Source organism: Bradyrhizobium algeriense (assembly GCF_003062295.1).
Classification (GTDB): Bacteria; Pseudomonadota; Alphaproteobacteria; order Rhizobiales; family Xanthobacteraceae; genus Bradyrhizobium; species Bradyrhizobium algeriense.
Genome location: NZ_PYCN01000010.1, coordinates 218903 through 242378 on the forward strand (window position 1 = coordinate 218903; position 23476 = coordinate 242378).

23 protein-coding genes are annotated in these 23476 nt (G+C 63.8%); 8 read left to right on the plus strand and 15 right to left on the minus strand.

Features of this window, described 5'->3' with window-relative positions; all coding sequences use genetic code 11:
* Positions 1-285 precede the first annotated feature (285 nt).
* The gene (locus C7G61_RS21055; protein WP_108517886.1) at positions 286-2130 is read left to right on the plus strand and encodes a D-alanyl-D-alanine carboxypeptidase; all 1845 of its coding nucleotides are present in this window, start codon (positions 286-288) and stop codon (positions 2128-2130) included.
* Positions 2131-2383: 253 nt separating this feature from the next.
* Here the strand turns inward: C7G61_RS21055 and C7G61_RS21060 are convergent, their stop codons facing one another.
* The 4 genes from C7G61_RS21060 to C7G61_RS21075 all read right to left on the minus strand — a co-directional run bounded on the left by C7G61_RS21060 (position 2384) and on the right by C7G61_RS21075 (position 6048).
* On the minus strand, positions 2384-3109 hold the full coding sequence (locus C7G61_RS21060; RefSeq protein ID WP_108517888.1) for a DnaJ domain-containing protein: 726 nt from the start codon (positions 3107-3109) through the stop codon (positions 2384-2386).
* A gap of 67 nt (positions 3110-3176) precedes the next feature.
* On the minus strand, positions 3177-3941 hold the full coding sequence (locus C7G61_RS21065) for a vWA domain-containing protein (protein ID WP_108517890.1): 765 nt from the start codon (positions 3939-3941) through the stop codon (positions 3177-3179).
* A gap of 104 nt (positions 3942-4045) precedes the next feature.
* Positions 4046-4945: an alpha/beta fold hydrolase gene (locus C7G61_RS21070; RefSeq protein ID WP_108517892.1), complete on the minus strand. Its 900-nt coding sequence runs from the start codon at positions 4943-4945 to the stop codon at positions 4046-4048.
* A 317-nt stretch (positions 4946-5262) separates the two neighbouring features.
* Complete coding sequence (locus tag C7G61_RS21075; RefSeq protein WP_108517894.1) at positions 5263-6048, minus strand: helix-turn-helix transcriptional regulator; 786 nt, start codon at positions 6046-6048, stop codon at positions 5263-5265.
* 106 nt (positions 6049-6154) lie between these two features.
* Between C7G61_RS21075 and C7G61_RS21080 the strand changes: the two genes are divergently transcribed.
* Complete coding sequence (locus C7G61_RS21080) at positions 6155-7237, plus strand: zinc-binding dehydrogenase (protein ID WP_108517896.1); 1083 nt, start codon at positions 6155-6157, stop codon at positions 7235-7237.
* A gap of 20 nt (positions 7238-7257) precedes the next feature.
* Here the strand turns inward: C7G61_RS21080 and C7G61_RS21085 are convergent, their stop codons facing one another.
* Positions 7258-8193 (minus strand): division plane positioning ATPase MipZ, encoded by a 936-nt coding sequence (locus tag C7G61_RS21085; RefSeq protein WP_108517898.1) that lies wholly within the window; start codon positions 8191-8193, stop codon positions 7258-7260.
* A 325-nt stretch (positions 8194-8518) separates the two neighbouring features.
* Here C7G61_RS21085 and panC point away from each other — a divergent pair, with 325 nt between their 5' ends.
* Positions 8519-9370: a pantoate--beta-alanine ligase gene (gene panC, locus C7G61_RS21090; protein ID WP_108517900.1), complete on the plus strand. Its 852-nt coding sequence runs from the start codon at positions 8519-8521 to the stop codon at positions 9368-9370.
* 13 nt (positions 9371-9383) lie between these two features.
* Here the strand turns inward: panC and C7G61_RS21095 are convergent, their stop codons facing one another.
* The 4 genes from C7G61_RS21095 to C7G61_RS21110 form a co-directional block, all read right to left on the minus strand.
* A complete protein-coding gene (locus tag C7G61_RS21095) occupies positions 9384-9824 on the minus strand; it encodes a DUF1489 family protein (RefSeq protein ID WP_108517902.1) in 441 nt (146 codons plus the stop codon).
* 40 nt (positions 9825-9864) lie between these two features.
* Entirely contained in the window at positions 9865-10827 is a 963-nt protein-coding gene (locus tag C7G61_RS21100) for a hypothetical protein (RefSeq protein ID WP_108517904.1), read from the minus strand.
* Positions 10828-10979: 152 nt separating this feature from the next.
* Positions 10980-11183 (minus strand): hypothetical protein, encoded by a 204-nt coding sequence (locus tag C7G61_RS21105; protein ID WP_108517906.1) that lies wholly within the window; start codon positions 11181-11183, stop codon positions 10980-10982.
* Between the two features lie 291 nt (positions 11184-11474).
* A complete protein-coding gene (locus C7G61_RS21110) occupies positions 11475-12131 on the minus strand; it encodes a glutathione S-transferase family protein (protein ID WP_108517908.1) in 657 nt (218 codons plus the stop codon).
* Positions 12132-12232: 101 nt separating this feature from the next.
* Between C7G61_RS21110 and C7G61_RS21115 the strand changes: the two genes are divergently transcribed.
* Complete coding sequence (locus tag C7G61_RS21115; protein ID WP_108517910.1) at positions 12233-12910, plus strand: DUF599 domain-containing protein; 678 nt, start codon at positions 12233-12235, stop codon at positions 12908-12910.
* A gap of 19 nt (positions 12911-12929) precedes the next feature.
* Here the strand turns inward: C7G61_RS21115 and C7G61_RS21120 are convergent, their stop codons facing one another.
* The 4 genes from C7G61_RS21120 to mgtE form a co-directional block, all read right to left on the minus strand.
* Positions 12930-13814, minus strand: a complete 885-nt coding sequence (locus C7G61_RS21120) for a hypothetical protein (protein WP_338026102.1) — start codon at positions 13812-13814, stop codon at positions 12930-12932.
* Complete coding sequence (locus tag C7G61_RS21125) at positions 13811-14629, minus strand: aldo/keto reductase (RefSeq protein WP_108517914.1); 819 nt, start codon at positions 14627-14629, stop codon at positions 13811-13813. The genes C7G61_RS21120 and C7G61_RS21125 overlap by 4 nt, the downstream gene beginning before the upstream one ends.
* Before the next feature lie 118 nt (positions 14630-14747).
* Positions 14748-15113, minus strand: coding sequence for a helix-turn-helix domain-containing protein (locus tag C7G61_RS21130; RefSeq protein ID WP_108517957.1), 366 nt, complete (start codon positions 15111-15113; stop codon positions 14748-14750).
* A gap of 78 nt (positions 15114-15191) precedes the next feature.
* Entirely contained in the window at positions 15192-16625 is a 1434-nt protein-coding gene (gene mgtE / locus C7G61_RS21135; RefSeq protein ID WP_108517916.1) for a magnesium transporter, read from the minus strand.
* Between the two features lie 105 nt (positions 16626-16730).
* On the opposite strand from mgtE, the gene C7G61_RS21140 reads away from it, so the two are divergent.
* The gene (locus tag C7G61_RS21140; protein WP_108517918.1) at positions 16731-17525 is read left to right on the plus strand and encodes a polysaccharide deacetylase family protein; all 795 of its coding nucleotides are present in this window, start codon (positions 16731-16733) and stop codon (positions 17523-17525) included.
* Positions 17526-17750: 225 nt separating this feature from the next.
* Positions 17751-19034, plus strand: a complete 1284-nt coding sequence (locus C7G61_RS21145; protein WP_420836775.1) for a polysaccharide deacetylase family protein — start codon at positions 17751-17753, stop codon at positions 19032-19034.
* A gap of 87 nt (positions 19035-19121) precedes the next feature.
* Here the strand turns inward: C7G61_RS21145 and C7G61_RS21150 are convergent, their stop codons facing one another.
* Complete coding sequence (locus C7G61_RS21150) at positions 19122-19496, minus strand: hypothetical protein (protein WP_108517959.1); 375 nt, start codon at positions 19494-19496, stop codon at positions 19122-19124.
* Positions 19497-19981: 485 nt separating this feature from the next.
* Positions 19982-20407 (minus strand): hypothetical protein, encoded by a 426-nt coding sequence (locus tag C7G61_RS21155; protein ID WP_145963661.1) that lies wholly within the window; start codon positions 20405-20407, stop codon positions 19982-19984.
* 709 nt (positions 20408-21116) lie between these two features.
* Between C7G61_RS21155 and C7G61_RS21160 the strand changes: the two genes are divergently transcribed.
* Positions 21117-21497, plus strand: coding sequence for a hypothetical protein (locus tag C7G61_RS21160; RefSeq protein ID WP_244608392.1), 381 nt, complete (start codon positions 21117-21119; stop codon positions 21495-21497).
* Between the two features lie 280 nt (positions 21498-21777).
* Positions 21778-22407, plus strand: a complete 630-nt coding sequence (locus C7G61_RS21165) for a DUF1326 domain-containing protein (protein WP_108517925.1) — start codon at positions 21778-21780, stop codon at positions 22405-22407.
* Positions 22408-23476 lie beyond the last annotated feature (1069 nt).

Genomic DNA, 23476 nt, shown 5'->3' on the forward strand with positions numbered 1-23476 from the left:
CAATTGCGGCGAATTAGCGCAAAAACCCGGGGTCTTACGCAACGGTTAATTAATCTTTTGGAAACCCGCTCCGCCTAACCTGATTCCTGGACTTGTTCGTCTTCCGACAGGCCGCATGAAAGCTGTTTGTGAACAGCATCTTAGCTAGAACAGCGACCTGATCGGCCAAGCCGACCGCGCTTGATGGCCGGATCGGTACTTCGAACGGGGGAATATCAGTGGCTGTTGGGCACAATTTTGCCTCACGCGCCGGTGATCAAGACAGAAATTGGGACGGGGAAGTAAATGCTTCGTACAACCTTGGCTTCCTCGCGCGCTTTGCGCGTGTGCGCCCTCGGGCTCATTACCTTCACGACCGTGATCCTGATCTCGAGCGAGAGCGCCGAGGCCCGCCGCTACAAGCACCGCCGACACCACCACGTCGTGCGCGAAAGCTACAGCCCGCAGTTCTCCTCCATCATCGTCGACGGCAATTCCGGCGCGGTGCTCAGTTCCAACAATCCCGATGGTATCCGGCGCCCGGCGTCGCTGACCAAGATCATGACGCTTTATCTGCTGTTCGAGCGCCTCGACGCCGGCAAGATGAAGCTGGACACCGAGATGGAAGTCTCCGAGCACGCCTCCGAACAGGCGCCGACCAAGCTCGGTCTAAAGCCCGGCCAGACACTCAAGGTCGAGGATGCCATCAAGGGCCTGGTGACGCGTTCCGCCAACGACGCTGCCGTCGTGATCGCGGAAGCCATTGCCGGCGATGAAGCCGAATTCGCCAGGCTGATGACGCGCAAGGCGCGGGCGCTCGGCATGAGCAAGACCACCTATCGCAACGCTTCCGGCCTGCCCAACGACGAACAGCTGACCACGGCGCGCGATCAGGCCACGCTCGGCCGCGCGATCCAGGACCGCTTCCCGCGCTACTACCGTTATTTCGCGACCACCGTGTTTGCCTATCGCGGCCAGTCGATCCGCAACCACAATCGCCTGCTCGGCAATGTCGAAGGCGTCGATGGCATCAAGACCGGCTACACCCGCGCTTCCGGCTTCAACCTCGTCAGCTCGATGCGCCGTGGCAACCGCCACCTCATCGGCGTGGTGCTGGGCGGCCGCAGCGGCGGTTCGCGTGACGCCACCATGCGCAACCTGCTGGCCGAGAACCTGGAGAAAGGCGCGACCAAGCGTACTGTTGCCGCCATCACCGAGCGCAATCCCGCCGACGGCACCGTCGATGTGGCTGAAGCCGAGACTGCTTCGCGTCCAGCCGAAACGGCTCAGTCCGGCAGTGCCCTCGCCGCCGAACCGGGGCTCGCCGCCATGCCCCTGACCCGCTCGATCGCGCCGGCGAAGCCGTCGCTGATGGCGGCGGCCGCCGCTGCACTGCCCGCCAAGGTCGAGCAGAACAAATTCGAGCCGCAAGCCAAGCCCGAACCCGCACCATTGACCAGCGGCGTCATTCAGTCCCAGTCGATATCGGCGATCCCGGGCTCGGCTGAGCCGATGAAGCCGGTCAAGGTCAAGACGGTTCAGGTCAAGGCCGGGCCGATGAAACTGGCAGCCGCCGGCCCCTCGCAGCCGGCAGCCCCGCCGATCACCAGCGCTATCCTTGCCCGCCCCGAAGTCGCCGAGACCTCCAGCGCCGTCGTAGCAAACGCTGCCGAGGCCAGGGCCGAAGCCGCCAGGGAAGCCCTCAGGGCTGCCATGCCGCCGCAGCCGGCCAACCACGGCACCGGAAACGGCGTGCTCGGAGTGCTGCCCGCTTCCGCCTTGGCGCATACGCCCTCGCAGGCTTCACACGCGCAGACGCTCGCCTACGCCGATCCGGCGCCCCGCGCCCAGCCGCAGGCCGCGCAACAGAACGACGCCGTCAAGCCGGCCGCGCCGGCGGTGGTTCGCACCGGCTGGATCGTCCAGGTCGGCGCACTCGAAAGCGAAAGCGAAGCCAAGCAGCGGATCGATCTTGCCCGCACCAAGGCCAGCGCCCTGCTCAGCAAGGCCGATCCCTTCACCGAGCCGGTCGTTTCCAAGGACCGCACGCTGTTCCGCGCCCGCTTCGCCGGTCTCGATCGCGATTCTGCCGAAGCGGTATGCCGCACGCTCAAGCGCGCCGACATTTCCTGCATGACCGTTCGCAACTGATCCGGAACTTCCCGTTGAAGCAAAGCCGGCGCCGCAAGCGCCGGCTTTGTTGTTTTCCAAACACAATCGCTGCGGCCCTCACGCGATTACGCCTGATGCGGGCCGACGAAAACTTCTCGTCAAGAATTTGCGGTTAGGTTTCCCTGCAAGGGACGATCGACCACGCCGGACAACGGCGGGCGATATGGGGCGTCAGTCAGAGACACGGAAGCAATTCTCGGTTTGTAGCGTCGGTGGCGTGAGCCGGAGTTAGCTAGAGATGCGTGCGAAGAAGAATATCCTTGGCTTCGTTTACCCGGGCAGCGAGGTACGTCGAGCCCCCCTGGTCGGGATGCAGTTTCTTCATCAGGGCGCGGTGCGCCCGGCTGATGTCGTCACGCCCCGCCCCCGGCTGCAGGCCAAGGATTTGATAGGCCTCCTCCTCCGTCATTTTTCCAGTCGCCGCCGCGCGGCGCTGCCCCCCTGCCGTGTCGCCTTGCGCGTTCTGACGCCAGGCGGGAAACCGGCGGTCAAGATAGCTTTCAAGTAAGGCGACGCTCTCGGCGTCGAAGGCCGGGATCATCGCAATCAACTGCGGCAAGTCGAATTCGCCGAGCGAGCGCCCGGCATTCGGTCCGTCCACGATCCGGCCCGACAATTCGCCGCTGTCGTGATCGAGGCTCATATCGAGAAACTGCGAGCGGACGCGCGAGGCCTGCCCCGAAGAGCGTTGCGCGCCGCCGCCGAAGATCCCGCCGATATTGCTGAAACTGCCCGGCCCGAATGGCGACCAGCCGAGCAGGCCCGCGCCGAAGATGCCGAGCGGGATGGCAACCGCGAGTTCGCCGCGCAGACCGGTGAAGGCCGCGACAGCCAGCGCCACCACGCCGCCCGCGATCTTGATCCCGCGCGCGAGCACGACCGGATTGGCTGCACGAAACATCTGCAGCAGCAGGTATAGAAGGACAACGGCGACGACGCCGGCAATCAGGGTTGGCATGGCTCTAATATAGCGGCATCGGCGCCGAAAAGCATGGCGTTCGGCCCGGCGGCAACCAAAGTCGTAATCACTTGATCTGGCCGATCAGCGCGGCCGCCCCACTTGCGGTTCTCGACAGCGCCAGCAGCGCTTCGCGCCCGCCGGCGGCATAGGCTGCGGCGGCGCGCAGGAGCTCGCGCAACTGCGCCGCGGCGCCGGGATCGAACCTGCACCATGCGCCGCCGGTGAGCCGCGCAATCTCGCGGAACGCCTGCTCGGCTGTGGCGTCGTGACCTTCCTGAAACATGAAAACGGGGACCTTGAGCAGGCCGAGCTCGCCGGCCTTGGCACAGAGATCGTCGACCTCTTCCTCCATGGCGTCGCCGACGAACACCACGGCGCGCACGCCGGACGCCACCGCCTCGCGGCGCGCCTCCGACAGCACCTTGCCGATCTGGGTGCTGCCGCCCTGGCAATCGATCTTGCCCATCAACCTTGCCAGTTGCGCGGAATCGGAGATCCAGCCGGTGGCGCGGCATTCGTTGAAGCCGCGGTAATAGACCAGCCTGATATCGAGGCTGCCGAGCGAGGCCGCCTCGCGGAACATGTCGGCCTGCAGCGCGCAGGCCATGTCCCAGGTCGGCTGGCGGCTCATGGTGGCGTCGAGCGCGAACACCAGCCTGCCCCTGGCGCCCGGCCGGTGCGGCGACATCGCGCGCGCTTTCGCCACGAAGGCTGCGATGTCTTCCGCAGCCGATGGCTTGGCCTCCGGCAACCGGCCGCCTTTACGCGCCTCGGCCTTTGCCGAAGCAACGTCGCCTGCCGATTTCGGCTTGATGGGTTCGCCGGCCATGAGTGCTCGCTTGTAAGCAGCAAGCTCTATGTGGGACGGCGCCTCGCCCCGGTCAATGCGCCGGGGGCTGACCCAGCCGCAAACGCACGGCTACCGGAGGCCGCCTAGTTCGTGACCGACTTGTTCTTTGGCGCCGGATTGCTGGCCAGCGGGACGGACAACGGCACCGGTCCGGGGCTGCTGGTCAGGATGTCGGGCACCTTGGTCGGCACGGGCTTCAACGCGCCGCTCTTGTCAGACTCTTCGAGGAACTTGTCGAGCATCGACTCGATCGAGGATTTGGCGGCGTCAGGTCCGGTGTCCCGCATGTCGTTATGCTGGAAGCCGGTGTTCACGACCGTGATCCCGGCCTGTTCGCATTCCTCGTCGCCAGGCACCACGCCGGGGTCCGGCTTGAAATGCGTGTCCTGGGAACGGAACGAGAGGATCTTGAACTTGCCTTCGGTCAGGAACGGCACGCGCAGATTATCCAGCGTCACGACCTTCTTGATCTCGTCGGGATACTGCTTGGCGAAATACATCGTGATGTCGCCGCCCATCGAATGGCCGACCATCGTCACCTTCTCATAGTCGGCGTTGGGCTGAGCCTTCTTCATTTCGTGGATGGCGAAATGGATGTTGGCGACGCCGCGCTGAATCTGCGGCAGACGGCCGACATAGAGCTCGCCGACCTTGGTCACCATCGGCGGGTCGGTCGGCAGATCGTGCTGCGGGCTGATCGCAAGGTAGCCGCGCCAGGCGAAGACGTTTGCAAGGAACGAATATTCGGTGTGCTTGACGGTATTGCCGTGGTTGAGGATCGCAACCGGCAGCTTGATCAAGCCGGCGTTGGCCTGCATTTCCTTGTCGCGGCGGACGGCGACATTGACGGCGACAAGACGATTGTCGCGATCGGGATCGTGGAATGCGATGGTCTCATGCCGGATCGCCCACTTGCTCGCGGTAAAATACGCGACAGCGACCAGCACGGAGAGTGAAAGCAGAACGAGAATTCCACGTTTCATATTCGTCTTCGTCCTCGCGCCCCGCTAAGGGCCAACCCTGTTTGAGACTCTTTCGGTCCCTTGTTGATGATATACGTCACGATGGCGTGACATAAAGGCCAAATGTTGTGTATTGACCGCCTGATCATTGTGCGATGCACCTATCCATTGTGCAGCGGCCCAATCCCGACAAATTTGACCCGTTCTTCCTTACGACGTCTCCCATCAAGCTTTGGTTCGAGGGCTAGATAAAAGTCTAGTGAAAACGAGCTAATGGAGAACTGGTTCCCGGGAACAATCGCCCGCAGGTGCGACAATACCGGCAGCGTCTCAAAGATTTAGACCGTGGTGTAGATAACGAGCTTCAAGGCCGGGTCGTCATTGGCCTGGAAGCTCGCATACTCCAGTTTGAGCCGGCCCTTCTTGGGATGGGTCAAGGATTTCCGTCCTGCCGCGACGCCGCTGACGTCGTGGGCCTCCCACCAGCCTGCGAATTCGGGACAGCCTTCGCGCAGGCGCGCCAACAGGTCGCGGAAGGCGGGATCGCCGGCCCACAGGTCATGCGTCGCGCGAAACTGGGCGACGATGCGTCGGGCCTCATCCGTCCATGACGCGCCGAACAACCGCCGCGTCGCGGGGTTTGTCAGCACCGACAGCAGGCTGTTGCGATCGGCTTCCGCCAGCCGGCTGAACGCAAAGATTTCCTCCGCAGCCGCATTCCAGGCGAGAATGTCCCAGCGCCGTCCGGTGACATAGGCCGGCAAATTGAGCTGTTCGACCGTGCGCCGGATCGCCGGCGGAACAGTCTCGCGGACGAAGGGGCGCCGGTCGGCATTTTGCGTCAGCTCCGTCAGATGCCGGTGTTCGGCCTTGGTCAATCGCAACGCGCGCGCCAATGCGTCGATCGTCGCGGACGAAGGGCTGACGGATCGCCCCTGCTCGAGGCGGATGTACCAGTCGACGCCGATGCCGGCGAGTTCGGCCACCTCCTCCCGGCGCAGGCCCGGCGTGCGCCGCCGCCGGCCCACCGGCAGGCCGACCGCCTTCGGCATCAACTTCTGCCGCCGCGACCGCAGGAAGTCGCCGAGTTCGCTTTGCCTCGAATTCGTGCCTGATGCCACCATGCGCGCCGTGCCTCAAAAGGGGTCTTACAGTCCTAGGATAATACCAGGTCTTGTTGGCCCCATGAAGGCTCGCGAGAATGCGGCTTCATCGAAATGAGGAGGCCCCATGAAAGCTGCCGTGCTGAATGCGTTCGGATCGCCGCTTGCGATCGAGAACGTCCCCGACCCGCTTCTTGGCACCGGCGAGGTCATTATCGACGTCGTGGCGAGCCGCGTGTTGGCCTACGCCAACGAGGTTCTCAGCGGGGAGCGAAAATACCTCCTGGAACTGCCTGTGGTGCCCGGCCCCGGCGCGATCGGCCGCATCCGCGCCACCGGCCCCGATGCGACCCGGCTTCGTCCCGGCGATTGGGTCTATTGCGATCCGACCGTGCGCTCCCGCGACAATGCGCTATCGCCCGACATCGCCCTGCAGGGCCTCACCGCCGGCAGCGAGGGAGGCCTGCGCCTGCAACGGTATTTCCACGACGGCGCCTGGGCCGAACAAATGCGGCTGCCGACGGAAAACGCGGTTTCGATCGGCGACATCGACGAGAAGGATGCAGGCCGCTGGTGCGCGCTCGGCACGCTGCTCGTGCCCTATGGCGGGTTCCTCGCCGTGCAACTGCAAGCCGGAGAGATCGCGCTGGTCAACGGCGCCACCGGCAGTTTCGGCAGCGCCGCGGTCGCCGTCGCACTCGCCATGGGCGCGCAATGCGTGATTGCGACCGGGCGGAACGAGCAGGCGCTGACCGAACTGACACGGCGGTTCGGCGCCCGCGTCCGGACCGTGCCGATGCGCGGCGACGAGGCCGACGATCGCGCCCGCATCCTGCAGGCGGCGCCCGGTCCGATCGACTGCGTGCTCGACATCCTCCCGCCCGTAGCCAGCGCCGTGCAGGTGCGGACCGCCGTCCTGGCGGTGCGGCCGCACGGACGGGTGGTGCTGATGGGCGGTGTCGGCATGCAAGGCGGCGCTGGCCTTGACCTGCCCTACCCGTGGATGATGCGAAACGGCATCACGCTCCGCGGGCAATGGATGTACCCGCCGCATGCGGCCATCCTGATGGCCGGCCTGATCCGCGCGGGCCTGGTCGACCTCGATCATTTCGAGATTGCGGCCTTTGGTCTCGACCGCGCCAACGAGGCGGTCGCGCATGCTGCCGCCCACAGCGGTCCGTTCAGGATGACGGTGATCCAGCCGCGATAGGGCCGGCAGCTTGTTGGAGGTCAGGCGCTGATGATGTCGCCGATGATGTCATGGACTTCGAGCGGCTTGTCGACCTGGGTGAACCATTCGGCGCGGTTGGCGGCGCGGCGGCGGCCGCGCTCGTCGAGCGGCAGCTTCAACTGGCGCAACAGGCTGGTCACTTCTTCGCGCGCCGTGACATGGCCCATGCTGGGGCGCGTGCCGAGGGTGGCCTCGTCGATGTCGTCCAGCGCCGTCAGTCCGCGCGGGAAGAATTCGCGGTAGACCACCCGCTCGGCAAACCCGTCGATCGAACGGAAGCCGAGCCGCAGCGAAAGGTCCTTCAGGCTGTCGGCGACCAGCTGCTTGTTCCGCGAGCCGATCATCGACAGGCGGTTGCGCACCACGATCCAGTCGGTGGTGGCGCCATCGATCTGGCGGCGCTTGCGCCTGACGTCGCGCACCATCTCCGCATAATGGCTCTCGCCGGTCACCGAATAGGTCGCGGGATCGACGGTGCCGAGCACGTCGAAATCGAGAAAGCTGTCGTTGATGGGCGTCACCAGCGTGTCGGCCATCGAATGCGCCAGACGCATCAGATAGGAGTCGGAACCCGGCGTATCGATGACGATGAAATCGAAGGCACGCTCGATGGCGCTCACCGCCTCCATGAACTGCTGGAACTCGGAATTTTCATTGTCGGCGATCTGCATCGTCTCGCCGAGCTTGACGCAGTAGTGCACGGGAATTTCGAGATCGAGACCGGTGCGGCGCGCCCACGCGCTCCGGTTGGCGATGTAGCGGGTAAAACTCCGCTGGCGGCAGTCGAGATCGATGGTGGCGACACGCTGTCCGGCCTTCAACAGGGCAACGGCAATATGCAGGGCAGAGGTGGATTTTCCCGACCCGCCCTTCTCGTTTCCCAGCACCACGACGTGCGCTGAACCCAATTGACCCTGACTCGCCTGAACCAACATTGATTCAACCCCCCGTCGATATCTTCAAGTCACGCGCGGCTGCGCGTCAAGTGAAATGCGCGACGACGCATTCAATTCGCTCGCGGCGTGTCTTTAATGATGAATCCCGACGGTGCGGATTTCGTTCCGTTGCCGCGATCAAGCCCGCAGCCTTTTCAACAACCGGGCGCGCACGTGTGGCTTTCGCGTTGAGCTGCCGCAGTCTTGCCATTCCTGAGTAACCTTGGCGGCAATGCTCTGGCCTTATAAGGTCGGCGCGCCCGCCGAGAGGATTGGCAGCGTTGCTCTCCTCACCCCATCAGAAGCTGCAAGAGATCGAGGCCAGATGTCGCGAAGTCCCACGGTCGTCCGTACCGTTCCCGCATTGCGCCGCGCCGTCGAGGCCTTGCGCACCCGAAAAGCCGCCGTCGCGCTGGTGCCGACCATGGGAGCGCTCCATGACGGGCATGTGTCGCTGGTGCGGCTCGCCAAGCGCCGCGCACAGAAAGTGGTCGTATCGATCTTCGTCAACCCGACGCAGTTCGCGCCGACGGAGGATTTCGGTTCGTACCCGCGCACCTGGAAGGCCGACCTCGCCAAGCTCACCGCCGAGAAGGTCGACCTGATCTGGAGTCCCGACGTCAAGGCGATGTACCCGGACGGCTTCGCCACCCGTATCGTGCCGGAGGGTCCGGCCACCGCCGGCCTTGAGGATCGTTTCCGGCCGCATTTCTTCGGCGGCGTCGCCACCGTGGTCGGCAAGCTGTTCACGCAAGTCCGGCCGGACGTGGCGATCTTCGGCGAGAAGGATTTTCAGCAATTGCGGGTGGTGACGCGGATGGCCGCCGATCTCGACCTCGGCGTCAAGGTGATCGGCTCGCGCACCGTGCGGGAACGCGACGGGCTGGCGATGTCCTCGCGCAACGTCTACCTCTCGCCGGAGGAACGGCGGACGGCGCCGACGCTCTATCGCGCCATGAAGGAAAGCGCCGAGCGGCTGAAGGCTGGCGAGGATCTAGCGGCCGCGATGGAAGCCGGCCGCGAGCTGATCAGCGCGGCCGGCTTCGCGCTGGACTATTTCGAGGCCCGGCATGCCGAGACGCTGGCGCCGATCACCTCGGTGAAGGACGGGCCGGTGCGGATCCTCGTCGCCGCAAAACTCGGCACGACGCGCCTGATCGACAATATCGGGGTCTAGGCTGGCAGCTCGTTCAGAGCAGCCCCAGATCGCGCAGTTCGCGCCGCATCGGTTCCGGCATCGCGGCCACGCTGGCGGCTGAGGATTTGGTGAGATCGGGCGGCGCGGCGTCCTCGGTGAGGTAGCGCCAGCCCTGGAACGGGCGCATCGGCCGCGGCGAGACCGCAAACACTTTGGGCTGCATCACCAGCCGGCACCGCCCGATGCCGTCCTTGTCGCGGAACGGCTCGAGCGCGATGATCTTTTCGCGCGCGGCGATTTCGCCCTTGATTACCCAATAGAGCGAACCGCCGGCGAGGATTTCCGCGTCGCGCTTCGGCGTCATCCGTGTGATGTGGACGTGACGAAGCGGCAGTCCCTTTTTCTTGGCGGTTGCCATGCGTTCGGCAACCCAGCCCTTGAGTTCCTTGACTGACTCGCAGCCGACGGCAAGCTTGATGAGATGAAGCGGCATGATCCCGCCGATGTAGCGGCCTGCGCGCGCTTTGAAAAGATCACTCGTTGTTATCTGCTGTGGGCGCCGAACCCGGCGCGAGTTGGACCGGCGCCGCCGAGGACGGCCGCTTCGGCGCCGCTGGCGGCTTCTTGGCGGCAGTCTGCGCCGGCGGCGACGCCGCCGCGGCCGGACGCGGCGCGGCTGGCGATGCCGGCGCAGCCGCGGCTGACGACGGCTTCGGCGCGGCGCCTAGCGGCGGCTCCGGCGTCATGATGTTGACCGGCGGGGTGGATGCCGAGCTCGGGAATTCGGCGTTGGTGGGCTTGCCCGTGGGGACCGACGGCGGCAGCGCCGCGATCATGCCCGTCGCGGCCTGCGGCGTGTTCCACGTCGCAGCATGGCGCATGACCAGGCTTTCATAGACGCGGTCTTCCATGTTGGCCGCAATCTGGCGCGTCTCGGTCAACGAGCGGAACGCGCGGCAGGACGATGGCATGCAGCGATCCCGCACCGTCAGCACATAGGCCATCAACCCGTAACGGTCGCGCTCGATGGCGCGGCGCAGCGCCAGCAGGTCGGAGCCGGCGCCCTTGTTCGCGGTGGCGACATCTCCGAGCGAGGTCAGCAGCGTGATCTGCGAGGCGGCGTAGGCCACGGCCGCAGCCACCGCCTCGGCCGAACCGAACAGCGCCTTCTCGCACGCGGCGAGGACGGCATCGCCGGCCAGTTCATCAATGCAGGAAAGCTGCGGCAATGGCGCGGTCGCCGTCTGAACCGGACGCGTCTCCGTCGACTGAACCACGTTTGGCGTGCCGAAGCCTCGGAAGGTCACGGCCCCGGCGACCCCGACCGCGAGCAGCGTGATGAGCGCCAGTACGCCGTTGGCCACGGATCTCTCCGAGCGCAGCAGCGTGATCAGAACGATGATCCCGACAAAGCAGGCCGTGACCAGCGTCAGGTACAACGGAAGGTTCGGCGAGTGCCAGATGTAATCCAGCGAAGCAGCCCAGGCCCAGTCCATGCGCGGTGTCCCTCAACGCAGCATCAAACGCGATCGAAAGACGAATGCGGCATTGCTGCATTCGCTTTTCGGCAGAATGTTTCCGCGAACGAGGCCTTTTGACGGCAACCAAAGGTGGAACTTCGTCAGCCGACTACTTGCACACAACTGTTTTAGGAAATTGCGAGCTGGCTTTCCTTGGCGACCCGTTCGAAAGCTTCGGTCGAGCTTTTGATGCGATACTGACAATCGTCGCCGTCGGTCGGCAACAGCCGGATCACCTCATAGGTGCCACTGGCGGCCGGACGGGCAACATTGCTGGCAGTAAAATAGACAGTCTCTCCAACGGAGTACTTATGCTTCAACGCCCTCTCCATCACGCAAGAACGCCGGCCGCGCTCACGGTCCCGCTAGCTTTCGGCCGACTTGAGAACCCTGCGGCAACCTAGCACAGCCGGTCGCCCAAAAGCCAGCAACATCGAGGCATGGCAAATGCGCAAATTCTGCATGTTTTTCAGGGCGATAAGCGGTAATTCTTGCGGTTCCCGGGAATCCGCCTGCCTAATATTCAGGCCGTCTTTCCCAATATAGGACAGAATGCCGCGGGCTGCGGCGAGCCTTGGCACCCCCTTGGCACCCCCGCCCGGTCACCGCCCTCGCACCCGAAATCAGACCGTTTCGAACCGTTCGATGACAAGCGTTTCAGCAAGGCCGGCGCGGGTCCATTCCTGGAATGCCGGCAACGACATCATCGCATCGAAATAGTGCCGCGCCTCGCCCCTCACCTCGATCGCATAGGTGCGGAAGCGATGCACCACCGGCGCGAACATCGCATCCGCGCCGCCGAACGCGCCGAACAGGAACGGTCCTTCCTTGCCGTAACGGCTGTGGCAATCGGCCCAGATCTCCTGAACGCGCGCCACATTGGCACGTGCGTCATCCGACAGATCGACCGCACCGACCGGGCGGTGCAGGTTCATGCCGCATTCATTGCGCAGCGGCATGAAGCCCGAATGCATTTCCGCCGAAATCGAACGCGCATGCGCCCGGCGCGCGCGGTCTTCCGGCCACAGCGTCGCTTGCGGGAATTTCTCGGCGAGATATTCGATGATCGAAAGCGAGTCCGACACCGTGACGTCGCCATCGATCAACGTCGGCACCTTGCCCGCGCGGGAAAAGCTCAGGATCCGGTCCTTGTCCGCCTTGTCGTCGGTGTAGAGCGGGATGAACACTTCCTCGAACGGGATGTCATTGGCGCGCAGCGCCAGCCATGGCCGCATCGACCATGACGAGTAATTCTTGTTGCCGATGACTAGTTTCAACATTTGCGGGGAAATCCTGTTGCGACCGGCATCTTGCCATAGTGCGCCGCACGCGTTCAACCTGTACATCACGATTGCCTAGCCACCACCGGGGATCTCGCCACATGGGCGCCTATTGGGTCGATATCGCCGCCGTCGCGTTCTTCGTCGTGGAATGGCTGGCCTACGGCTTCACGCTCGAGCACACGGCTTACGGCAGCGACAGCCTGTCGGCGCGCATGAACCGCTTTCGCGAGGTCTGGGTGCGGAACATGCTCGACCGCGAGGCGCGCATGGTCGACATGCAGATCATGGCCTCGCTGCAGAACGGCACCGCCTTCTTCGCCTCCACCAGCCTGATCGCGATCGGCGGCGGGCTCGCATTGTTGCGGGCGACCAACGATGCGCTCGCCGTGCTGCGTGAACTGCCGGTCGACCTCACCCCCTCGCCTGCGCTGTGGGAAATCAAATGCGTCGGCCTGATCCTGATCTTCATCTACGCCTTCTTCAAATTCGCCTGGTCGTACCGCCTGTTCAACTATGTCGCGATCCTGCTCGGCGCGATGCCGCCGTCGTCACAGCGCGACACGGCGGAAGCCGAAGCCCATGTGATGCGCACGACGCGCCTGTTCGAGGCGGCGGGGCGGCATTTCAACCGCGGCCAGCGCGCGTTCTTCTTCGCGCTCGGCTATCTCGGCTGGTTCGTCAGCCCCTGGGTATTGCTGGCGACAACCACGCTGGTCGTCATCGTGACCTGGCGGCGGCAGTTTGCATCGAACGCGTGGCGGGCGATGGGGCACTAGCGCGTTCTAGCGTCAAAAGTCAGGACGCAGAAAAATCCTGTGGCGTGAAGCTGAGGTCGAGCACCTTCCATTCGCCGTAGCGGTCGGCCGGCAGCATCGCGTAAGGCTGGCAGGCCTGCAGCGCGCGGATCGCGCCTTGCATCAGCAACGGTCCCTTCATCGAGGCACTGGCTTCGATCAGGATCGGTTCGGCGGCGAGCCTGCCGTCCGGTGTCATCAACACGCGCAGCTTGACCTTGACGTCGTCAGCGCCCGACAGCGAGGCCGGCAGTTTCGAGCAAGTCTTGAGGTGCCGCCGGAATGCCGCGATCAGCGTGCTCGAGATATCGGCAGCCTCGGTCGCCGGCGCATCAAAATTGTCGTCGTTGCGCCCTTGCGCGGGAGCCGACGGCGCCGGTGAGAGGTCGGGCGGCAGGCCGAGCAGCACCTGATACTTGATCGAGATATCCGGCTCGGGCGGCTTGTAGGCCGGCGCCGCCGGTTGTGATGGCGACGGTGCCGCCGGCGGCGTCTCGAGCGCAGCCTGCTTCTGCGGCCGCGCGGCAGGCGCAGGCGGTGCGGCCGGCGGGGGTGCCGTGGCAGCGGCAGGCTTGTCGAGCAAGGAGAAATCAGGCTGTGGCGACGGCGCCGGTTCCGGCTTGTTTTCGGCAGGCGGCTCCTCGGGAGGCGCTTGCTTCTCGGCAAGGTCTTGGGCGGTAACGATCTCGACCGGGATCTGATCGGCGGTCACTGCGCCGAACGGATGCACCTCGGAAAACAGCAACACCAGCGTCAGCAGCGACACATGCGCGATCGCCGACGCCGTGATGTCAGTAGATATGAACCGCCGCAGCTCCATCGCATCAAAACGATGTTCGATATTCCCCTGGCCGCCAGCATAGCGTCGGGCGGCGCAACTCCTCAATCCCATTTCGGCGCGAAACCGAAATCCGTGAGCCTGCCGCCGGCGCTGCCCATGGCGGAAATCTGCTGCATGTCCTCTTCCGACAGTTCGAAATCGAAGATCTCGATGTTCTCCGAGAGCCGCTCGAGTTTCGACGTTCGCGGGATGGCCGCCACGCCCTGCTGCACCAGCCAGCGCAGGCAGATTTGCGCCGCCGTCTTGCGATAGCGGTCGCCGATCCGCTGCAAGGCGCGGTCACTCTTGATGCGGCCCCTGGCGACCGGGCTATACGCCACCAGCGCCATGCCGTGGCGCGCGCAGGCCTCCCTCACCTTGGTCTGGTCAAGATAGGGATGGTACTCGACCTGGTCGCACAGCAGCGGTTGCGGACATAAAGCCACCGCCTCCTCGATCAGGGCCACGGTGAAATTGGAGACGCCGATATGCCGCGCGAGCCCCTGCTGCCTGACCCGCGCCAGCGCGCCGAGCGTCTCCACCAGCGGTACCTGCGGGTTCGGCCAGTGCAGCAGCAGCAGGTCGACCTCGGTCAGGCGCAGCCGCACCAGGCTTTCCTTGGCCGAACGCTCCAGATCGTGGGGCGCGAAATGCGAGGGCCAGATCTTGGTGGTGAGGAAGACCTGATCGCGCTTGACGCCCGCAAGGCGCAGGCCCTCGCCGACCTCGCGTTCGTTGTCGTACATCTGCGCGGTGTCGATGTGGCGATAGCCGAGCCGCAATGCCTGCTCGACGAGACGCGCGCAGGCGCGTCCGCGCAATTCCCAGGTGCCCAGCCCGATCGCCGGGATTTTTGCGCCATTGGCTTCGACAAAGAGCATAGGTTGTATCCGCGGCCTGGCCCCATTATGGGCTGCCGGAACAGCCGTGCCAACAGATAGCGGTTTTGAAGCGAAATCCTGCGGCGTGCTTGGTCCGGAAAACGCGTCAAACCGCGAACTAGGCGGGCTCCGGTTCCGTGGCGAGCGCGGCGAAAACGGTTTCCGGCGAATGGGCGATCACGGCGAGCAACGCCCGCGCCGGCCCCCGGGGTACCCGCTTGCCCTGCTCCCAGTTCCGGATGGTTTCGACGGGTACGCCGAGCCGTGCCGCGAATTCGATCTGCGTCAGCTGCGCGCGGCGGCGAAGGTCACGCACGGCCGGCAACGAGCCGGTTTCGCCCGGTATTGCGTCAGGCAAGGCTGAAGGCGTCGCGGGCGCGGGTTCGGGCATCGCAAGCGCGAGCATCTCCGGTGAGAGCGGAAATTCCTGCCCGTCCCGCAGTTCGACGATCCGTCCGTCCGCTTTGAGCCGCAGGCGCTGCATGTCGACCTCGTGAGCCAACATCATCGGCCAAGCGCGTTAAGGCCCGATTAACGATAAAAGAGGCAGCAAAGGCGAAAACTACTTCAGCCCGAACCACAGCGTGGCGATACCGAGAAACGAGAAGAAGCCGACCACGTCGGTAATCGTCGTGACGAAGGTTCCGGACGCCACCGCGGGGTCGGCGCGCACCCGTTCCAGCACCATCGGGATCAGGATGCCGCCAAGCGCGCCGGCCACCAGGTTGCAGATGATGGCAAGGCCGATCACGATGCCGAGCCCCGGGATCTTGAACCACGCCACCGCGGCGACGCCCGTGATCACGGCAAAGGCGAGCCCGTTGACGAGGCCGACCATGGCTTCGCGCATCACCACGCGCAACGCGTTCTTGGAACCGAGTTCGCGGGTGGCCAGCGCCCGCACCGCCACCGTCATGGTCTGGGTCGCGGCGTTACCGCCCTGGCTCGCCACGATCGGCGCCAGCACAGCGAGCGCCACCATCTTTTCGAGCTGGCCTTCGAACAGGCCGAGCACGGAGGACGCCAGAAACGCGGTCGCCAGATTGACCAGCAGCCAGTTGAAGCGGGCGCGCGCGATGGTCCAGACGCTGTCGGACAATTCTTCGTCGCTGGTGACGCCGCCGAGCGCCTTCAGGTCTTCGTCGGCCTCTTCCTCGATGACGTCAACGACGTCGTCGATCGTGATGACGCCGACCAGGCGGTTGGTGGTATCGACCACGGGGGCCGCGACCAGATTGTACTTGCCGAACATCCGCGCGACTTCTTCCTGGTCGTCCAGCACGGAGACGCGGCGGCGGTCTTCATCGATCAGGTCCACGATCTGCACCGGCCGTCGCGCCCGCAGCAGCGTGTCGAGCGAGACCGCGCCCTGCCAGTGCTTTTCGGAATCCACCGCGTAGATCTCGTAGAACCGGTCCGGCAGATCGGGGGTGTCGCGCATGTAGTCGATCGCCTGGCCCACGGTCCAGTCCGGCGGCACCGCGATGAACTCCGACTGCATCCGCCGGCCTGCGGAATTCTCCGGATAAAGCAGGCTCCGCTCCAGCGCGACGCGCTCGGACGGCGGCAGCTTTTCGAGGATCTCCTCCTTGTCCTCCTGGTCGAGCCCTTCGAGCAGTTGGACGGCGTCGTCGGATTCCAGTTCGCGAACGCCCTCCGCGACCGTCTCCGGTTCGAGTTCCTCGAGGATTTCCTCGCGGACGGAATCGTCGACCTCGTTCAGCGCCGAGAAGTCGAAATCGGTGCCGGTCAGTTCGACCAGCGTGACGCGGTCCTCGGCTTCAAGGGCCCCGATCAAATCACCGAGATCGGCCTCGTGAAGTTCCGCCACCACCTCGCACAATAGCGGCCGGTCGGCGGCGTGGATGGCGCGCGTGATCTCTTCGACAAACTCATGGCGGAGCTGCCCCTCCTCGTCTCGCATCGGCAGATGGTCGAGCACGGAGCCTTGCGCAGATCGCGCCTCGGCTTGGGCAACGTCGATCTTCTCGGCCATGCCACGCCTCGCCGGTTTGACAGATTGAGGGAACTTGTCTGAGTTACGCTGCACGCTTACCCAATCGGCAACACCCAGCGCAATGCCAAATATGTCCAACCGCAAATGACCCGAAATTTAAGCGCCGCGCTGTGCTCGGCGGTCGCTGCATTGATGACCTTCGTTACGGCGGCAGAGGCCGTCGATTGCAGCCGCAAAGATGCGCTCGGCACCTCGCGCGTTCTCGCGGTGGACGCCGCTACCTACCCGCGCGTGGGCCTCAAGAGCTTTCCGCAGACCCTTCCATTGGAAGATCACGAGGTCGTGCTGACCTTCGACGACGGACCGTGGCCCGGCACGACGCCAAAAGTGCTGGCGGCGCTGGCGCATGAATGCGTGCGCGCCACCTTCTTCCTGATTGGGAAACCGGCCTCCGAACATCCCAACCTGGTGCGAAGATTGGCGGCCGAGGGTCATACGATCGCACACCACACCTGGACCCACCACAATCTGAAATACATGAAACCGGAGGCGGCCATCGGCGAGATCGACAAGGGCATCGCGGCGGTCGAGATGGCGCTGCACGGAAAGGCCGCCACGACCCCGAGCACGCCGTTCTTTCGCTTTCCTTTTTTTGATATGACGCCCGCGACGCTGGACGTCCTGCAAAAGCGCGGCATCGCCGTGTTCGGCGCCGACCTCTGGGCCAGCGACTGGATGCCGATGACGCCGGCGCAGCAGTTGAAGCTGCTCACCGAGCGGCTGCAAGTCGCCCGCAAGGGCATCATCCTGCTGCACGATCCCAAGGGGCAGACCGCTGCCATGCTGCCGGCCTTCCTGCGCTACCTCCGCGACAACCATTACCGCGTGGTCCATCTGGTCCCGGCAGGTGCCAAAACCGTGTCCGGCAAAGCACATTAGATCACGATCTCTTCGGCTGACGCGGTTCTGTGGTCCGGTTCACGCCCCCCGAAGCCAAATTAGGTGTAGAACTCAGGTGATTAAGGCGGCATTCATGGCGCCAGATGTAAGCCGTTGCGTGCTCTTGGTGCGTGCTCTTGGTGCGTGTTCTTGGAATGAAGCCGGGGTTCTATGATCACTAGCGTATTTGGGGAGCTTCGGCGGCGTCCTTGGACCGCCGTCTGCGTGGGCCTGTTGACTTCCGTCGCCGCGCAGACCGCGTCGGCCGCCGGTTGTCCAGGTCATCCCGACGCCATCGGCACGTCACGCACCATCGTGGTCGACCCGCGCGCCCATCCCATCATCGGCACCATGCAATATGGCAAGACGCTGCCGCTCGAAGACCATGAGGTGGTGCTGACCTTCGACGACGGCCCGCTGCCGAAATACTCTAACCAGATCCTCAACATTCTCGCCGCCCATTGCGCCAAGGCGACCTTCTTCCTGGTCGGAAGCCAGGCCCACGCCAATCCGGAAGGCGTGCGCAAGGTGCGCGATGCCGGCCACACCGTGGCTACCCATAGCCAGAGCCATCCGACCGGCATGGATCGCCTGCCGCTCGACCGCGCCAGGCAGGAGATCGAACAGGGCATCGCGTCGGTGACCGCGGCGCTGGCCGACGGCACCGCCCCCGCGCCGTTCCTGCGCATTCCCGGCCTGCGCACCAACGACGGGATCGAGCAATTTGCACGTTCCAAAGGACTTCAGGTCTGGAGCGCCGATTTTCCCGCCGACGACTGGCGCGACGTGTCCGCCGCGCGCGTCTATGAGCTCGCGATCAAGCGACTGGAGGCCAAGGGAAAAGGCATCCTGTTGCTGCACGACATTCAGGCGCGCACGGTCACGGCGCTGCCGAGGATTCTGCACGAATTGAAAGTGCGCGGCTATCGCATCGTGCACGTGGTGCCGGCGACGCCTGATCGGCCGGCAACGCCGACCGAGCCGCAGCAATGGCAGTTGCATCCGCCGTCGGAGATGGTGGCGATATCGCGCTGGCCGAAGGTTCCGAAATTCGCTCTTGCCGGCCCGGCAGCACTCCCCGTCCCGGCGTTGTCCGATCTCGATTGGCACACCACCGGTCTCGGCGGACGCGCAGCGCGGCGCGGACGCGGCGTCCCCTTGCCTCCCGCAGCCCTTTGGCCGCGGCAAACGACGCTGCCGCCGGCCGGCACGCTGGCCGCGCTGCCGGTTCCGGCGGCGAGCCTTTTCAAAATCCCGGAATCGGCGCGCATGACCCTGCTGGCCTCGTCCGCGCGCCGGGCGGCGACTGCGCAAGCCCGCTCAACGGAAGTCTCCTCCGCAAAGCTCGCCGGCAAATCTCGCCGCCACGCCCGCGCGGCCGCGGCCCCGCCACCGGCGCCCACCGGAGAGGTCGCGCCGCAAAGCGCCGGCGCGACCACGCCCAAGCCGGCGGCGCAAGCCAAACGGAATGGACGATCGGTTCGGGTCGCCGGCTTGAAGAAGCGCTGATCGGCCGGTTCTGATCGAATGGATCAGGACCGCCGCCTGATCATCTGTTTTGATGCGTTTTCCTGAACCCGCAATCAGCACAAAGGCTCAATTCGTCACGATCTTGGCGATGCAGAGCAGGATGACGATGGCGAGGAACAGCAGGTCGATATAGGCCTTGATCTCGCCGGCATGGCGCAGTGCGGCGACGTCGGTGATCACCTGCTTGCGCGTCGACGTCGAATTCGGCCCCTCGCCCAGCGCCGCCACCAGGCGGCGAGCTTCCAGCTCCAGCCGCTCGATGCGCTGGAAGAAGTGAAACGACCGCAGCGCCGACGCCGCATGCATGCCGGCATAGACCAGCACGAGAACCGCGACGACCACGCGGTGCTGGTACTTTTCGAGGAAATTCAGAGCGAAATAGACCAGCGCCAGGAACACGAAGTTGGAGAGGAATCGATAGGCATAGCTCATAAACAGCATGAAGATGCTCCGGGTGGTCTTGGTGTCGAACTTCCTGGAAGCGCCGAACGGCGGCGGAGCCGGCAGCAATCGGCAGCCGGCGGGCCCGTTCAGTTTACGCGAACGGTGCGACTGTAGGGGCAACAACCCGCACCCCGCCGCAAAGGATTCGTGCGGCCGTGGCATTGCGGACACGCAAACAGCTCGCACAACCGATGGTATCAGGCCAAAACTGCAACGTTGTGGTGCGCCCGGAGGCGCACCGGATCGCCCGAGTATACCAAGCTGCAACCAACGGGTGCCTGATCAGCCGCTGCTGCCACCACCGCGTAGCTGCATGGCTATTCCGACTGTCGGATGCCGCAAAAGAGGACCCGCCATTTGCGGCGGGCGAGTCTAGGGAGGAGGCTACAAACTAAGCTGATTCGCGGCACCAGCCTGTACCGCAATTCACACACGCTATTCGAAAAACAGACCGGATCGATGTTTCGGATATCTTGCGGCGACTATACCTTGCCTTCGATCATCTTGAGTTTGACGGTTTCGCAGGTCTTCCGAACTTGCTCGGTAAAGATCGCGCATTCTTCGATGCGCTTGAAGATCTTTTTGGCTTCCTCACGATACGAGGCTGCGGTATCGCGCATGAAAGCAATGGCATTGTGCACTTCGGAGGTCATAGCCTCGCATTTCTTCGCCGCGCTGATCAGCTCCGCACCCATGGCTTCGATTTCCCTGGCGGCGGCTTCATAGTCACGGACCACGGCCTCGGCAGTGAGCGCGCCGACCCGCGTAACGCCCTCTTCATGTTCGACGTAGTCTGGCATCGGCCCCGATGGGGCCGCCCTGATCGCGGGAAGACTCCCCACGACATCTTCTTCAAGCTTGGCTAAATCCAGCGGCGCAGTTCTGTGAAGTCGTTCGATACTCGCCATAGGCCGTTCTCCATCACTCGATGAAAAAACCCCAGCGCACAACCATAGCGACCGATTCGTGGCGAAATCCTGCATCAAAGAAAGCAATGAGAAGGCGGACGTGTGAAATGCAGGCACCATGGCAGGCACCATGGAATGGCGCCGAGGCACGTCAATTAATGCGCGCTTAACAGTTTTGCATCATTGATTGACGATCCAGCGCAACACCCTTCAAGCCGCAAGAATTGCGGGCCGCACTCAACCTCTTTAGGAGGATCGATTGAGGACGCTTCTTATTTGCGCGCTGGCTACCACCCTGGTCGGTTGCAGTAGCCAACAATCAACACAGCCATCATGCGTTGGCCTGAACCCGTTCGCCTGCCTGACCGCGGTTCAGGTGCCGATTGAACCTGAATCGCATGACAGCGATCCTGCCACAGTGAAACCAGTGTCCGCCGTCGCCTGGCGCGGCGACAGCCCGCCCCGATCTCATGCGGACCACGCCGTCCGTCGAACGCCCAGGCCAACCAAGGTCGCGGCGAAAGCCGCGCCTGCCGTTCCCATACCGCGTCGTTCTCCGCAAACGGACCCGCAGACGACGGGCAATGCCGTTGTTTCCGAAGCTGCTCGCGCTTCCGAAGCGACTCGCGCTTCCGAAGCTGCGCGGGCAAGCGCCACCGATCCGCATTCAACGACCGAGGTTCCGCAGACCCGAACGACACAGGAGCAAGTGGCGGCCGCCTCCGCGGTCGCGGAACGAATGACGGTCCCGACGCTAGATGCGTCGCTGGACGCGCTCGTGGCCGTCCTCGTGGCGGGTCCCGACGTCAAGTCGGTTTCCGACCTCGCCGGCAAGACAATCGCGATCGACGATAGATATTCCGAGCAGTCGATCAACCGCGTCAGGACCGCGATGGCAGCGGCGGGCGCGCTCGAAGTCCAGCTGAGCAAAGGTCAAACCACCGCGATCAATCGGCTGGTCGGCAAGGAAGTTGCGGCCGCGGTCGTAGGCCTGGTCTCCGCCAGCGCCGCGGATAGCTTTCCCGAGCTCGCGCGATACAGGACCTTTCAAGTCCCGCTCGCAGCTCGATCGAGCCCGGCCAAGCCGTGACGGTTTGTCCCTCAAAGCTTCTGCACCCGCAACAAAGTGCGGGCCACGGAGCCAAAAACCCAGCAAATACAAAGCTGATTTTCTGAGGTGGCGTGCTCGGAGCGCGGCACCTTTGAAATCCGAAAAAGGAGGTCTGCCGGCACTAGCAACGCCATCTTGCCTTCCGTATTTCGATCGTGGAATCGGCTTGCGGTACTTCCCCGCACAGCGTAATTTTCAACTACACGTAGCTCATTCGAAAGCAAGCAATCTATCGGGTTCGGCCTAGCGGGAGAGAGCGATGGCGGACGTCCCATGGCACCTTTCCGGTGACTATTTCGAGAATTGCAGTTGCAGCATCGTGTGTCCCTGCCTCGTGTCGGCGGCCCCCCCGTTGACCGCGCGACCGACCGAGGGCTTCTGTAACGTACCGCTGATCTTCCACATCGAAAGCGGCCGCTATGGCGACATCGTGCTCGATGAACTCAATGTCCTGATTATCCTCCACGCACCTGGGGTCATGGCAGACGGAGATTGGTCGGTGGCCGCCTATATCGATCAGCGCGCCAACGATGAGCAGACCGAGGCCCTGGCTGCGATCTTCACCGGCGCCGCCGGTGGTCCGATGGCCGCGTTCACACCGCTGATCAGCAAGAACCTGGGGGTGCGCAAGGTCCCCATCACATTCCGAATCGATGGCAAGACGCGGTCCGCGGAAATCCCGGATATTCTGCACATGTCGGTCGTTCCGTTGCCGACCATGCATCCGAGCGGCGAAATGTGGGCGAACATCGGCCATCCGGTTAGCCCCGACAACATGGTGTTGGCAGTCGGCGCCCCCGGCAACACGTTCAACGATCATGGCATGCGCTGGGATAATTCCGGCAAGAACGGCCTCTATGCGCCGATCCGCTGGTCGAACCAGGCTTGATGCAACGCCTGATACCGGCCCTGCGACACGGACGGCATGGACATGACCGGGTTCCGCATGATCACGGCCGAACGGCTTATGCTGTTGGTGCGCTCGGAGGGCGCACGCATTTGTTGCGATATCAATGGGTTGTTGGGACCGTTCAAAGCATAAGGTGCATTTCGAAGCCAAAGGTGTCTTTGAAGAGGTGACGCTTTGACATCATTCCAAAGCCTGCACCCGTGCGTGCGAACCTGCCGGGAAGCTCCCTGGCTTTGACCGAGCGTCTGACCGACGGTGGCTGATACCGACGTCCTCTGGCAGTTCCAGACCATATCTTCAATCGAGAGCATGCGATCAGCTTCTGCGTCCAGCACGTTGAGGGTCCAAACAAGTGTCATGTTGCGAATCTTTGGACACCAACGACCGTTCGATCCCACCGTCAAACCGATGATTTGATCCATCGATACCGATAATAACGCAATGGTCTTGGCCTCGCCTAGAGCTGTAAAGAGCCGTCGAGGAATCGGCGGCGTTGGAGTAAGAAAACTCGCCGTGGCGAGGCCACCGGAATCAGCGCTCCGATTGATCGGCTTTCATTTCTGAGGGGGCGCATCACTTCCGACGAGCCCTACCCTCCGAAGGCAAAGGTCACACGTTCGAATCGTGTCGGGTGCGCCATGTTTTTCCTTACTTTACAGCGCGATATGCAGGCGCGGCCTGAGACTTCAGTTTTGTTTTATTCGCGCGAGTAAGCAATTGATAGAAAATCGGCAGTTCATCCGAATAGCTTAGCAACTGATGTGTCGGTCGGAATCCCGCTAATCTGAGAAAATAATCGAGCCCGACGCGCGTTTGGATTGGCGATCGCGATGCTGGTCAGTCCGGTTCAAGGCAAATCCGACTAGGCGCAGGTCGGGCTAGCGAGATCTAACATCGGCACCCCAACGACCGCTTTGCGCCGATTGTGTTGAAGAAGTCGCCGCCTTAGGTGTTCTGGGCCGTGCGAGGAGACAGGCGAGCGGGAGCTTGTTTGCTTTCAGGCCGGGATCGGGGCGGGCAGCGGGATCAGCTTTGCCAGCTTTCGGAG